The 13,258-nt window shown below is 71.6% G+C and carries 11 protein-coding genes; 5 read left to right on the top strand and 6 right to left on the bottom strand.

The features are described from left to right. Nucleotides 1–70 precede the first annotated feature (70 nt). Nucleotides 71–1,387 carry an NtaA/DmoA family FMN-dependent monooxygenase gene (locus J3S20_RS15090; protein ID WP_216837316.1) on the bottom strand — a complete coding sequence of 439 codons (1,317 nt, stop codon included), beginning with the start codon at nt 1,385–1,387 and terminating at the stop codon, nt 71–73. 200 nt (nt 1,388–1,587) lie between these two features. On the opposite strand from J3S20_RS15090, the gene J3S20_RS15085 reads away from it, so the two are divergent. Further along, complete coding sequence (locus J3S20_RS15085) at nt 1,588–2,832, top strand: NAD(P)/FAD-dependent oxidoreductase (RefSeq protein WP_216837315.1); 1,245 nt, start codon at nt 1,588–1,590, stop codon at nt 2,830–2,832. 2 nt (nt 2,833–2,834) lie between these two features. Here the strand turns inward: J3S20_RS15085 and J3S20_RS15080 are convergent, their stop codons facing one another. The 4 genes from J3S20_RS15080 to yghU all read right to left on the bottom strand — a co-directional run bounded on the left by J3S20_RS15080 (nt 2,835) and on the right by yghU (nt 7,574). Then, on the bottom strand, nt 2,835–3,335 hold the full coding sequence (locus tag J3S20_RS15080) for an ureidoglycolate lyase (protein WP_216837314.1): 501 nt from the start codon (nt 3,333–3,335) through the stop codon (nt 2,835–2,837). A 72-nt stretch (nt 3,336–3,407) separates the two neighbouring features. Then, nucleotides 3,408–3,821 carry a DUF3775 domain-containing protein gene (locus tag J3S20_RS15075; RefSeq protein ID WP_216837313.1) on the bottom strand — a complete coding sequence of 138 codons (414 nt, stop codon included), beginning with the start codon at nt 3,819–3,821 and terminating at the stop codon, nt 3,408–3,410. Nucleotides 3,822–3,941: 120 nt separating this feature from the next. Further along, nucleotides 3,942–6,539 (bottom strand): HWE histidine kinase domain-containing protein, encoded by a 2,598-nt coding sequence (locus J3S20_RS15070; RefSeq protein WP_216837312.1) that lies wholly within the window; start codon nt 6,537–6,539, stop codon nt 3,942–3,944. A gap of 159 nt (nt 6,540–6,698) precedes the next feature. Then, nucleotides 6,699–7,574, bottom strand: a complete 876-nt coding sequence (yghU, locus tag J3S20_RS15065) for a glutathione-dependent disulfide-bond oxidoreductase (RefSeq protein ID WP_216837311.1) — start codon at nt 7,572–7,574, stop codon at nt 6,699–6,701. A 135-nt stretch (nt 7,575–7,709) separates the two neighbouring features. Between yghU and paoA the strand changes: the two genes are divergently transcribed. From paoA to paoC, 3 genes are read left to right on the top strand one after another with little or no spacing between them, the layout of a single operon-like run. After that, nucleotides 7,710–8,285, top strand: coding sequence for an aldehyde dehydrogenase iron-sulfur subunit PaoA (paoA, locus tag J3S20_RS15060; RefSeq protein WP_216837310.1), 576 nt, complete (start codon nt 7,710–7,712; stop codon nt 8,283–8,285). Then, complete coding sequence (locus J3S20_RS15055; protein WP_216837309.1) at nt 8,282–9,232, top strand: FAD binding domain-containing protein; 951 nt, start codon at nt 8,282–8,284, stop codon at nt 9,230–9,232. The genes paoA and J3S20_RS15055 overlap by 4 nt, the downstream gene beginning before the upstream one ends. Before the next feature lie 3 nt (nt 9,233–9,235). Next, complete coding sequence (paoC, locus tag J3S20_RS15050; RefSeq protein WP_216837308.1) at nt 9,236–11,428, top strand: aldehyde oxidoreductase molybdenum-binding subunit PaoC; 2,193 nt, start codon at nt 9,236–9,238, stop codon at nt 11,426–11,428. Between the two features lie 3 nt (nt 11,429–11,431). On the opposite strand, the gene J3S20_RS15045 is transcribed toward paoC, so the two are convergent. Then, nucleotides 11,432–12,145, bottom strand: coding sequence for a GntR family transcriptional regulator (locus J3S20_RS15045; protein ID WP_216837307.1), 714 nt, complete (start codon nt 12,143–12,145; stop codon nt 11,432–11,434). 129 nt (nt 12,146–12,274) lie between these two features. Here J3S20_RS15045 and J3S20_RS15040 point away from each other — a divergent pair, with 129 nt between their 5' ends. Then, complete coding sequence (locus J3S20_RS15040) at nt 12,275–13,255, top strand: Bug family tripartite tricarboxylate transporter substrate binding protein (protein WP_216837306.1); 981 nt, start codon at nt 12,275–12,277, stop codon at nt 13,253–13,255. Nucleotides 13,256–13,258: the final 3 nt, after the last annotated feature.

Raw genomic sequence — 13,258 nt, 5'->3', positions numbered from 1 at the left:
AAGGATGCGCCAGCGCGCGGCGTGGGGGCGCGGTTCCGCCAGGCGCATGCAAGGCGGCGTGATGCGGCCGTCAGAACTCCAGCAGATTGTCGCGGAACTGCGCATGGGCATAGGCGCGCCGCGCCAGGCCGCGCGCCTGCAGCGCCGGCACCAGCCCGTCCGCGATCTCCGCCACGCTGCGCCGGCTGACATCGCCGAGCGAGAGCAGGAAGCCATCGCCGCCGGCCTCCTGCATCGCCTCCGCCATCTGGGCGGCCACCGCATCCGGCGTGCCGGTCAGCTCCACCGATCCGGGCGTGCCGCGATAGGCCATCATGGCATCGCGCAGGCTGCGCTTGCCGGCGACGCGCTTGAAGTCGTCCAGCGACTGCTGGTGGCCATTGGTGCGCAGGTCCAGCTGGTCCACCGGCGTATCCAGGTCGTAGCGGCCGAAGTCGATATTCGTGATCTTGCCGAAATGCGCGAGGAACAGCGGCACCTGCGCCTCCGCCCGCGCCAGCCGCTGGCGCTTGCGCAGCTGCGCTTCCTCCATCGTCTCGCCCAGCGTCGGCGCCACCAGGAACAGGATCTTGATCCGATCCGGATCGCGCCCCTGCGCTACGGCATTGGCGCGCACGTCGTCCCTATAGGCACGCATGGCGGCGACGCCCTTCACGCTGGCCACCACCGTATCGGCATGCAGCGCCGCGAAGCGCTTGCCGCGCCCGCTGCCGCCGGCCTGGGCGATGACGGGGCGGCCCTGCACGCAGGGGCCGGAATTCAGCGGGCCGCGCGTCCTGAACCACCTGCCCTCGAAATTCGCGGCATGGACCTTGGTGTGGTCCACCAGCACGCCGGTCTCCGTATCCGCCAGGATGGCGCCGGGCTCCCAGCTGTCCCACAGCGCATTCACCGCGGCCATGTATTCATCGGCCATGTCGTAGCGCAGGTCGTGCTCCGGCATGCCCGGCATGCCGTAGTTCATCGCCGCATAATCGCTGCTGCCGGTCACCATGTTCCAGCCGATGCGGCCGGCGGAGACCTGGTCCAGCGTCGCCACCAGCCGGGCCAGCAGATAGGGCGGATAGGCGAAGGTCGAGAGCGTCGGCACGATGCCGATGCGGCTGGTGGCGGCGGCCATCAGGGTTGCGATCACACTCGGGTCCTGGCGCGGCACGGACAGGCCATTGGCCAGGTAGATCTCGCGCGATCCGCCGAAGCTTTCGCCGACATAGGAACTGTCCTCGATCAGCACATAGTCGAAGCAGGCGCGTTCCAGCGCGCGGGCGATGTCGCAGAACAGCTCCGGCACCCGCCAGTCGCGGCCGATCGCGCCGGTCCAGGGCTCGCCCCAGGCCTGGACGGAGGAGCCTTGCAGGAACCAGCCGAGGTGGAAGGGACGCGTCATGGGCAGGACCTCTTGCGACGTATGGGCGCGGCATGGCCGCGGGCACGCGGCCCGCAGCCGCCTGGGGCGGGCGGTCGGCCGTCTGTCGTTCTGGCGATTGGGGGCGAGCATGGCGGGGCGGGGCCAGCCTCGCAAGACGGGGCTACCGCCCGGCGCCGCTTGCCCGCAAGCTGCCTGCTGCGATGCGAAGGGACAGGCGGATGACGGGATCGGTGCTGGTGCTGGGGGCCGGGATGGTCGGCGTCTCCGTGGCGCTGCATCTGCGCATGCGGGGGCGGGAGGTGGTGCTGCTGGACCGCCAGGCGCCGGGGGAGGGGGCGAGCTTCGGCAATGGCGGGCTGATCCAGCGCGAGGCCGTCTTCCCGCATCCCTTCCCGCGCAAGCTGTCCGAGATCCTGCGCATCGCTGGCAACCGCTCCGTCGATGCGGTCTACCATCCCCGCGCGCTGCCGGGCCTGGTCCTGCCGCTGCTGCGCTACTGGTGGCATTCCTCGCCAGAGCGCTATGCCCAGGCCGTCGCCGGCCATGCCGCGCTGATCGCCAGCTGCTTGGATGAGCATCTGGCCCTGGCGCAGGGCACGCCCGCAATGGCGCTGCTGCGGCCGATCGGCTGGATGCGTCTCTATGCCTCGGACCAGTCGCTGGCGGCGGCGCTGGCGGAGGCGGAGCGTGCCAGGCGCGAGCATGGCGTGAATTTCGCGGCGCTGGACAGCCAGGCGCTGGCGGCTGCAGAGCCGCATCTGCAGGTCGCGCGCGCGGGCGCCATCCACTGGACCGACCCGCTTTCGGTGAGCGACCCGCAGGCGCTGACGCTGGCCTATGCCGCGCAGTTCGAGGCGGCGGGCGGGCAGATCCTGCGCGGCGATGCCACCACGCTGGCGCGCCACGGCGCCGGTTGGCGCGCATCCACGCCGCACGGGCCGGTGGAGGCGGCGCAGGTGGTTATCGCGCTGGGCGCCGCGGCCGCCACCGTGACGCGGCGCCTGGGCTATGCGCCGCCGCTTTTCGGCAAGCGCGGCTACCACAGGCACTATCGGCTGCGCGGCAATGCCGTGCTGAACCGCCCCATCCTGGATACGCAGAGCGGCTTCCTGCTGGCGCCGATGCGGGCCGGCGTGCGGCTGACAACGGGGGCGGAATTCGCCACGAACGAGGCACCGCCGACGCCAGTGCAGCTGGCCCGCGCGGAACCCTTGGCGCAGCGCCTGCTGCCGCTGGACGGGCGGGTCGAGGAGGCGCCCTGGATGGGCGTGCGCCCCTGCACGCCGGACATGCTGCCGATCATCGGCCCGCTGCCACGCCAGCCCGGCGCCTGGTGCGCCTTCGGCCATGCCCATCAGGGCCTGACCCTGGGCCCGAGCACCGGCCGGCTACTGGCGGAGATGATGGAGGGCGCGACCCCCTTCCTGCCGCCCGCGCCCTATCGGCCGGAGCGGTTCGCCTGACGTCAGGCCGCCGCGATCGTCACCGGCTGCGGCAGCGTCGCCCATTCCTCGTCATCCTGCTTGCGGCCGGTGGTCCACATCAGCACGGCGAAGCGGCCCGGCCGGTCCAGCGCGCGCACCGGGTGGTGCCAGGTGCCGCGGTGGTAGTTCACCGCCTGGTCGCCGCGCACCAGGAAGGCGCGCAGCCCTGCCGTATCCGGCCGACCACCGCGATCTGGTGCCACGAGAATGACCCAGCGCGCCACATCCATCGGCACGAAGCATTGCGAGGAGCGGTTGTGCCGCTCCATCTCCCGCACCTCCAGCGGCAGCGTCCAGGCCGGGGCGCAGCTGAAGGACAGGCGCGGCTGGTGTGCGCCATCCTGCCCGCCGAGGCTTTCGGCCAGCAGCGCGGGTGCGGCCTCCGCCGGCGGGTCCACCACATCGCCGAAGGCCGCGAAGGCCTCCGCCGTCAGTGGTTCCAGGATGAGGCGACGGGTCGCCTTGCCGGTGTCATGCGTCATGTCCGAGGCCCTGCCAATAATCGGCCAAGCCTAGACCGCGCGACGCGCCATTCCCATGCGCCGCTGGCGGCCTTACCGCTCCTCCTCCTCCGCCGGCAGGCCGAGCTCGGCCAGGCCCTCGGAGAGCAGGTCGCCCAGCAGCTCCATCTCGGCCAGGTAGCGCGCGGTGCCGCCGCCTGCCGCACGCTCCCGCGCCATGCGGCGGGCCTCGTCCCATTCGGCCGCCCCGTAATCGCCGCGGCCGATCCAGGCGAGGGCGATCAGCGCCGCCTGCTCATCCTCGTTCAGCGCCGCGATCCGCGCCTCCAGCTGCGCCGAGAGCGCATCGGGGTCGAGATCGTCCGGCGTCTCCGGATCCTGCATCTCCTCATTCGCCGTCTCCTCCTGCATCTCGCCGGCGGCGCGGGCGGTGTCGATGATGGCGACGACATCGGGCAGGCTGACCACCAGGTCGAAGTCGGATTCGGACGCGTTGCGGCCACTCATGCGGAAGGTTCCTTGGGTCGGGCCGGCCCCGCTGCGGGCGGTGGAGGGCGGGCGATGGATGCGGGTTCAACGCCGCAGGCCGCCTGCGGCGGCGGCCTCAAGGGCCTTTGATGGGCCCGCCTAGGGAGAGGGCCCCGCCGCTTGCGGCGAAGGCAGAACCAGGCGGCAGAGCACCACCGCCAGGGCGGGCGGGTCGATCGGCTTGCGCATCAGCGTCACCCGGCCCTGCCCGGCTTCCGGGGTCCAGCCGGCGGGCAATTCGCTGTAGCCGGTGGCGAAGATCACCGGCACCCCATGCCGCAGCAGCAGATCGGCCAGCGGGAAGGCGGCCTGGCCGCCCAGGTTCACGTCCAGCATGGCCGCATCCAGCCGCGGCGCCTCCGTCTCCGCCAGGCGCAGCCCCTCGGTCAGGGTTGCCGCCGGGCCCACCACCTCGCAGCCCAGCTCGCGCAGGGTCTCCTCCAGATCCAGCGCCACCAGCGGCTCATCCTCCACCAGCAAGATGCGGCGGCGGGCCAGCCGCGCGACGGGCGGCCCGGCCGCGGCGGCTTCGCGGCTGGTGGGGGGCGTGGCCGCATCGCGCAGCGCCACCCGGCCCGCGCCGATCCGCAGCCGGCAATGCAGCCCGCCCGGCCGCCAATCCAGCTCCATCGTGCCGCCCAGCTGCCCGGTGACGGTGGCCGCGATCATCCGCGATCCGAAGCCGCGCCGCGGCGGCGCTTGCACCGGCTGGGTCGCCCAGGGGGAGGCAGGTGCGCCATCCTCCTGCCAGTCCAGGCGCAGCCTCCCATCGTCTTCCAGCCGCCAGGCCACGGTCAGCCTTCCGCCGGCGACGGAAAGCGACCCGTATTTGGCGGCATTGGTGGCCAGTTCATGCAGCACCAGCGACAGCGGCTGCACCGCATCCGGCACCAGCCGCAGCGGCGGCCCGCCGATCTGCAGCCGGCCCTCGGCGCCATAGGCGGCCAGTTCCGTCTGCACCAGCTCCCGCAGGCTGCCGCCGACCCAACGTTCGCGCGCCAGCAGCGTATGGGCACGGGCCAGGGCATTCACCCGCCCTTCCACCGCGGCGGCGTAATCCTGCGGCCGTTCCGCGCGCGTCAGGCGCAAAATGGACTGCACCACGGCGAGCGCATTCTTGGCGCGGTGGTCCACTTCCCGCATCAGCAGCGTCTGGCGTTCCTCCGTCGCGCGCCGGTCGGTGATATCCTCGCCCGAGGCGACCACGGCCAGCAGCCCGCCCGCCGCATCGCGCAGCACGGCATTGCGCCAGACCACCAGCCGTTCCTCGCCATCGGCGCGCAGCACCGCATTCTCGAAGCTGGCGGCGGCTTCCTCCGTGTCCTCGGCCAGGGCCCGGAACAGCTGCCGGAGCTGCGGGCGCAGGCGCGGCGGCACGAAGCTGTCGAACCAGTTGCGGCCGACCGCCTGGTCCTCCCGCTCCAGCCCCAGCACGGCCAGGCCGTGGCGGTTGATGCTGCGCACCCGCCCATCGGGTCCGAGCACGACCAGCACCGCCTGCACCATGTCGAAATACAGCCGCGCGCGGTCGCGTTCCGCGCGCAATTCGGCCGCCGCCTCCTCCGCCGCCGCGGCACGGCCTTCGGAGACGGAGCGCGCCCGCGTGGTCTCCGCCGCCTGGGACAGCACGCTGCGCAGCGCCTCGAATTCCGCGACGGCGGTGGAGGGCATGGCGGAAGCCGCGGCACGGCCGGCCGCGAGGTCCTGCGCGTCCCGCGCCAGGGCGCTGACCGGGCCCAGCAGCCGCCGCGCCAGCAGCCCCGCCAGCAGCAGCCCCGCCGCCAGCAGCGCCGCGCCCCCGATCGCCAGGCGTTCGAGCGGCCTGCGCCAGGCAGCCTCATAGGTGGCGCGGGACGCGCTGACCGCGACCGCCCAGGGCACGCGGTCCAGCCGCTGGAAGGCGGCGACAACCTGGGTGCCATCGAAGGCGGGGCCAGAGGCCAGGCCGGTGGCCCGCCCGCGCAGCGGGCCCACCACCCAGTCCGGCGCTGACCGGCCAAGGGTGGCGGCGTGATTCTCGGACCGGGCGATGAGGCGACCATCTTCCACCTGGACCAGGCCTGCGACCCCGCCCTCTCCCGCCTGGGCCAGCAGGGCGGCCAGCCGGGCGGGGTCGAAGGCCAGCAGGATGGCCAGCGGGGCCGCCTCCTCCCCGGCGCTGTGCCCGTGGGCCAGCACGGGTGCGACCACCGACAGCACCGGCCGCTGCGAGACATTGCCGGTGACCAGGTTGGTCACGGCGGGCTGGCCGCTCTGCGTGGCGCGGCGGATCCAGGGCTGGGAGGCGGCCTCGGGCAGCGGGGTGCCCAGCGGGCGCTGCGTATTGAACAGCTGCTCCCCATCCGCGCGCACCAGCAGCACCCAGCCGCCGAAGGCACTGCCCAGGGTGCGCGCCCGCTCATAGATCTCCGCGATCGCGTCATCCGTCACGCTGTCGCCGCGCGCGGCCATGGCGCGCAGCGCGCGCGTGCCGGCCAGCGAGGTGGCCGCGGTCACCGCCACCTCGATCTCCCGGTCCAGGGCGACGGCCAGGGTGCGGGCGCCCGCCTGCAGCGCGGCTTCCACGGCCTGGCGATAGGCGCGTCCCAGCTCCCAGGCGGTCAACCCACCCGCCAGAAGCGCCGGCAGCAGGACCACGAGGGTGAGGCGGAGCAGATGCGCCCGAAGCGTCAAGGGGCGCCCCGGAGCAGGGGCCATGCGGGGTCCTTGGCCGGATGATCGGGTCCGGCACTGCAGCCGGAACACTTCCTCGGCATTAGGGGTGGCGATGCCGGCTGGGAAGAAGCCGGGCCGCGCTTTCCCACGCTGGGTGCGTGAGAGGCGTCGAACACAGTTTCGTGTCCACCGCCGCCACCACTAGCCGGCGGCCGCCAGCTTGTCCTGCGTGCGCGTTTCGAAATCGCGCGCGTCATGGCGCTCATGCAGCTGCATCGCCGGATCGCCGAAGCTGCGGTTCACCATGCGGCCGCGCTGCACGGCTGGGCGGGCGAGAATGGTATCGGCCCAGCGGTTCACATGCTTGTAGTCCTGCACCTGCAGGAATTCCGCCGCGTCATAGAGCCACCCCTTCACCAGCCCGCCATACCAGGGGAAGACCGCGATATCGGCGATGGTATAGTCGGCGCCGCCCAGGAACGCGCTCTCGGCCAGGCGGCGGTCGAGCACATCCAGCTGGCGCTTCACCTCCATCGCGAAGCGGTCGATCGGGTATTCCATCTTGCTCGGCGCATAGGCGTAGAAGTGGCCGAAGCCGCCGCCGAGATAGGGCGCGCTGCCCATTTGCCAGAACAGCCAGGACAGGCATTCGGCGCGCGGCGCCGGGTCCTTCGGCAGGAAGGCGTCGAACTTCTCGGCCAGGTGCACCAGGATGGCGCCGGATTCGAAGATGCGGATGGGCGTAGGCCCGCTGCGATCCATCAGCGCCGGGATCTTGGAGTTCGGATTGACCTCCACGAAGCCGCTGCCGAATTGCGCGCCGTCGCGGATCGAGATCAGCCAGGCATCATATTCGGCCCCGCTGTGGCCGGCGGCCAGCAGCTCCTCCAGCATGATGGTCACCTTCACGCCATTCGGCGTGGCCAGGGAATAGAGCTGCAGCGGGTGGCGGCCCACCGGCAGCGCCTTCTCATGCGTCGGCCCCGCGATGGGGCGGTTGATGCTGGCGAACTGCCCGCCATTCTCGCGGTTCCAGGTCCAGATCTTGGGCGGCGTGTAGGGTGTGGTCTCGGTCATGCCTGCGGTTCCCGGATGGCTCGATGCCAATGTGGAGCGGCCGAGCCCTGGCTCAAGCCGGCGGCCGCGCATCGCGAGGCAACGTTTGCGCCCCCGCTGCGCTGTCACGTCAAACCGCGCGCCGGAGCCGCCACCATGCCCATCCCAGATACCGAAACATCGTCCCGAACGCCCGCCCCGGATCCCGTCCCGGGGGATGTCAGCCTGGCGCGCCTTTCCCTGCGCGTGAACGGCGCGGTGCGTGAGCTGGAGCTGGATACCCGCACGACACTGCTGGATGCGCTGCGCGAGGCGCTGCGCCTGACCGGCACCAAGAAGGGCTGCGATCACGGCCAGTGCGGCGCCTGCACCGTGCTGGTGGAGGGAAGGCGCATCTATTCCTGCCTGACCCTCGCCGTGATGCATGAGGGCGAGAGCATCACCACCATCGAGGGCCTCGGCACGGCGGAGGCGCTGCACCCGATGCAGGCGGCCTTCGTCAAGCACGACGGCTACCAATGCGGCTATTGCACGCCCGGCCAGATCTGCAGCGCCGTCGCGGTGCTGGAGGAGATCGAGGCCGGCATCCCCAGCCATGTCAGCGAAAGCCTGGACGCGGTCCGCATCAGCGACGCGGAGATCCGCGAGCGCATGAGCGGCAATATCTGCCGCTGCGGCGCCTATGCGAATATCCTGGATGCCATTAACGAGGTCGGGGGGCAGCCGGCATGATGCCCTTCACCTATGAACGTGCGCAAAGCCCCGCCGCGGCCGCCGCGGCGGCGGCGCGCAGCCCGTCCGCGAAATTCATCGCCGGCGGCACCAATCTGCTGGACCTGATGAAGCTGCGGATCGAGCGGCCTGGCCATCTCATCGACGTCAACGGCCTGGCGCTGGATCGGATCGAGCCGACGGCGGAGGGCGGGCTGCGCATCGGCGCGCTGGTGCGCAATACGGATCTCGCGGCCGATGCGCGGGTGCGGCGCGATTATGCGGTGCTGGCCCGCGCGCTGCTGGCCGGTGCCTCCGGCCAGCTGCGCAACAAGGCGACCACGGCGGGCAACCTGCTGCAGCGCACTCGCTGCCCCTATTTCTACGATACCGACCAGCCCTGCAACAAGCGCGAGCCCGGCAGCGGCTGCGGCGCATTGGCCGGCTACAGCCGGCAGCTCGCCGTGGTCGGCGGCAGCGAGGCCTGCATCGCGACGCATCCCAGCGACATGGCGGTGGGCATGCGCGCGCTGGATGCGGTGGTGGAAACGGTGCGGCCCGATGGCGCCACAAGCGAAATCCCGATCGAGGGTTTCCACCGCCTGCCGGGCGAGACGCCGCAGATCGAGACCGCGCTGCAGCCCGGCGAGCTGATCACCGCCGTGACGCTGCCGCCGCCCGTGGGCGGCACCCATGTCTATCGCAAGGTGCGCGACCGCGCCTCCTATGCATTTGCCCTCGTCTCCGTCGCGGCGGTGATCCAGCGCGACGGTAGCGGCGCGGTGGCACTCGGCGGCGTGGCGCCGAAGCCGTGGCGGCGGGCGGAGGCCGATGCGGCCTTGCCGCAGGGGGCGCAGGCCAGCGCCGCCGCCCTGATGCAGGGCGCGCGCCCGACCGAGGACAACGCCTTCAAGCTGAAGCTGGTCGAGCGCACGCTGGGCGCGGTGCTGGCCGAGGCGAGGAGCTGAGCCATGCGCTTCGACACACCTGCCACCACCAATCCCATCGACCGGCTGCGCATCATCGGCCAGCCGGTGGATCGCATCGACGGCCCGCTGAAGGTGCGCGGCGCCGCGCCCTATGCCTATGAGCAGCACGAGGCCGTGCCGAACCAGGCCTATGGCTGGGTGGTCGGCGCCGGCATCGCCAAGGGGCGCATCACGCGGATGGATCTCGATGCCGCGCATGCCGCGCCCGGCGTCATCGCCATCCTGACGACGGAAAATGCCGGCCCGCTCGACAAGGGCAAGCGCAACGCCGCGCCGCTGCTCGGCGGGCCGGAGATCACGCATTACCACCAGGCCATCGCGCTGGTGATCGCCGAGTCCTTTGAACAGGCGCGCGATGCCGCGCAGCGTGTGCAGGTGGCGTATGCGGTGGAGGAGGGCGCCTTCGACCTGGCGGAAGCCAAGGCGGAAGGCGTCGGCCCGTCCAAGGACTCGCCCGATTCGAAGATCGGCGACTTCGCCAAGGCCTTCGCCGAGGCCCCGGTGCAGCTCGATGCCACCTACACCACGCCGGACCAGACGCATGCGATGATGGAGCCGCATGCGAGCCTCGCCGCCTGGGACGGTGAGAGCCTGGAGGTCTGGACCTCGAACCAGATGGTCGCCTGGGCGCATCAGGACCTGGCCAAGACGCTGCGCCTGAAGAAGGAGCAGGTGCGGATCCGTTCGCCCTATGTCGGCGGCGGTTTTGGCGCGAAACTGTTCCTGCGCGCCGATATCCTGCTGGCGGCCCTGGGTGCGCGGCTGGCCGGGCGGCCGGTGAAGGTGGCGCTGCAGCGGCCGCTGATCGCCAACAACACCACGCATCGTGCCGCGACCATCCAGCGCATCCGCCTTGGTGCCGGGCGGGATGGGCGCCTCACCGCCATCGCGCATGAAAGCTGGTCCGGCAATGTGGAGGGCGGCGAGGAGGAGAATGCGATCCAGCAGACGCGCCTTCTCTACGCCGGCGCCAATCGCCTGACCGGCACGCGCCTCGCGCATCTCGACCTGGCCGAGGGCAATGCGATGCGCGCGCCGGGCGAGGCGCCGGGCCTGCTGGCACTGGAAGTGGCGATGGACGAGATGGCCGAGAAGCTCGGCATCGACCCCGTCGAATTCCGCATCCTGAACGACACGCAGGAGGATCCGGAAAAGCCTGACCGCCCCTTCTCCCAGCGCCAATTGATAGAGTGCCTGCGCCAGGGCGCGGCCGGGTTCGGCTGGGACCAGCGCAGCGCGCAGCCCGGCACGCGGCGGGAAGGGCGCTGGCTGGTCGGCCTCGGCATGGCCGTGGGCTTCCGGAACAACCTCGTGGACAAGTCCGGCGCCCGGGTGCGGCTGGACGGCGAAGGCATCGTCACCGTTGAGACCGACATGACCGATATCGGCACCGGGAGCTACACCATCATCGCGCAGACGGCGGCGGAGATGATGGGCGTGGCGCTGGACCGCGTCGTGGTGCGGCTGGGCGATTCCAGCTTCCCGGCCTCCGCCGGTTCGGGCGGGCAATGGGGCGCCAATACCTCCACCGCCGGCGTCTATGCCGCCTGCGTGAAGCTGCGCGAACAGGTGGCGCAGGCGCTCGGCCTCAATGCCAGCGATGCCGACTTCGCCGATGGCATGGTGCGATCCGGCGAGCGCAGCATCCCGCTGGCCGATGCGGCGCGCGACGGCGCGCTGACGGCGGAGGACACGATCGAATTCGGCGATTTGCAGAAGCGCTTCCAGCAATCGACCTTCGCGGGCCATTTCGTGGAAGTCGCCGTGGATGCCGCGACGGCGGAGGTGCGGGTGCGGCGCATGCTGGCGGTCTGCGCCGCCGGCCGCATCCTCAATCCGAAATCCGCACGCAGCCAGGTGATCGGCGCCATGACCATGGGCCTCGGCGCCGCGCTGATGGAGGAGCTGGCCGTCGATACGCGCCAGGGCTTCTTCGTCAACCACGACCTGGCGGGCTACGAGGTGCCTGTGCATGCCGATGTGCCACGGCAGGAGGTGATCTTCCTCGACGAGGTCGATCCCACCTCCTCGCCGATGAAGGCGAAGGGCGTGGGCGAGCTCGGCCTTTGCGGCGTCGGTGCGGCGGTGGCGAATGCGATCCACAACGCCACCGGCATCCGTGTGCGGGATTATCCGATCACGCTCGACAAGCTGCTGGACCGCCTGCCGGGCTGACGCTCAGGCGAAGAAGGCGGGGTTGGCCGCGCGCAGGCGTTCCGCCTCGGCAAAGGTGCCGGAAAGATGCGCGCGCAGCGCCGCCTCCGCGCCCGCCACATCGGCGGCGAGGATGGCGGCGGCCAGCGCCTCATGCTGCTGCAGCACGGCCTCGGTCTTGCCGGGCTCCGGCAGGTGCAGGCGGCGCAGCCGGTCGAGATGGCCGCCGCGGCTGCGCACCAATTCGCGCAGGCGCGGCACGCGTGCGGCGCTGAACAGCGCCAGATGGAAGGCCTCGTCGGCCTCGGCGAAGGTCGCGCGGTCGCTGTCGGCCAGCACGGCGCGCATGCGCCGCAGCTCCTCCCGCAAGGCCTCACCCAGTTCCGGCGCCGGCGCGCGGGCCAGGCGCCGCACGACCTCCACCTCCAGCGCCAGGCGCAGGAAATGCGCCTCCCGCGCATGGTTCAGGTCGATGCGGGACACGCGCGTCGCGGATTGCGGCACCACCTCGATCAGATGCTCGTCCTGCAGCCGGATCAGCGCCTCCCGCACCGGGGTCTGGCTGATGCCGAGGCGCTGCGCGATCGCGAGGCGCGAGACGACGGAGCCTGGCGGCAGGGCGAGCGAGATCAGCGCCTCGCGCAGCCGCGCATAGGCGATATCCGCGGCGGATCGCCGCGGGCCGACGGGGGACAGGGCCGAGAGCTCGGGCTCGGCTTCCGGGAAGACGGTGTTCATCGCGCCGTTCCTTTAGCAGCCGCCGCGGTGCCGACCAGAATGCATATTGACGTTCTGGAATCTAACATATCAGATACGGCTGTCCGGAAGCGAGCCCCGTCGAGGCCGCGCAGGACAGAGGAGACATCCATGCGCCTACCCACCCGCCGCCTGGCGCTCGCCGCGCTGTTCTCGCTTGCCGCGCTGCCGGCACTGGCCCAGGGCCGCGCGGCCGCCTGGCCGAGCCAGCCGATCCGCGTCATCGTCCCCTTCGCGGCCGGCACCTCCGACACCGTGGCCCGCCTGGTGGGCGCGGAGATGTCGAAGTCGCTGGGCCAGCCGCTGGTGATCGAGAACCGGCCCGGTGCCGGCGGCAATATCGGCACGGAGGTCTGCGCGCGCGCGGCGCCGGATGGCTACACGATCTGCCTCGGCACCATCAGCAGCCACGCAATCAACCCGGCGATCTATCCGCGCCTGCCCTATGACAATCTGCGCGACTTCGCGCCGATCACGCAGCTTTCGGCGCAGCCCAATGCGCTGGCGGTGACGCAGAATTTCCCGGCGCGGACGGTGCCGGAGCTGGTGGCGCTGCTGCGCAGCCGCCCGGCGCGCGACGTCGCCTTCGGCACCTCCGGCGTCGGCACTTCCGTGCATCTCGCCGGCACGCTGTTTGGCCAGCTGACCGGGACGGAGCTGGAGCATGTGCCCTATCGCGGCAGCGCCGGCGTGGCGACGGCGCTGATGAGCGGCGAGCTGCCGATGGCCTTCGACAATCTTTCCTCCGTCTGGCCGCTGGCGCGCGAGGGCAAGCTGCGCGTGCTCGGCGTCACCAGCCTGCAGCGCAGCCCCGCCGCGCCGGACGTGCCCGCGGTGGCGGAGACGGTGCCGGGCTTCGAGAGCCTGTCCTGGAACGGCTTCTTCGCCCCCGCCCGCACGCCGCCCGAGATCGTGCTGCGCCTGCATCGCGAAGCGGTGGCCGCACTCGCCCAGCCCAGCGTGGCGGACCGTTTCCGCGACCTCGGCATCACCGCCAACGGCACCTCGCCGGATGATTTTCGTAGTTTCGTCGCCAGCGAGACCGCCCGCTGGGGCGAGGTTGCGCGCCGCGCCCGTATCCAGATCGACTGAGAG

The organism is Falsiroseomonas tokyonensis, from assembly GCF_019024325.1.
Lineage (GTDB): Bacteria > Pseudomonadota > Alphaproteobacteria > Acetobacterales > Acetobacteraceae > Falsiroseomonas > Falsiroseomonas tokyonensis.
This window is presented reverse-complemented; position numbering and strand designations above follow the sequence as displayed.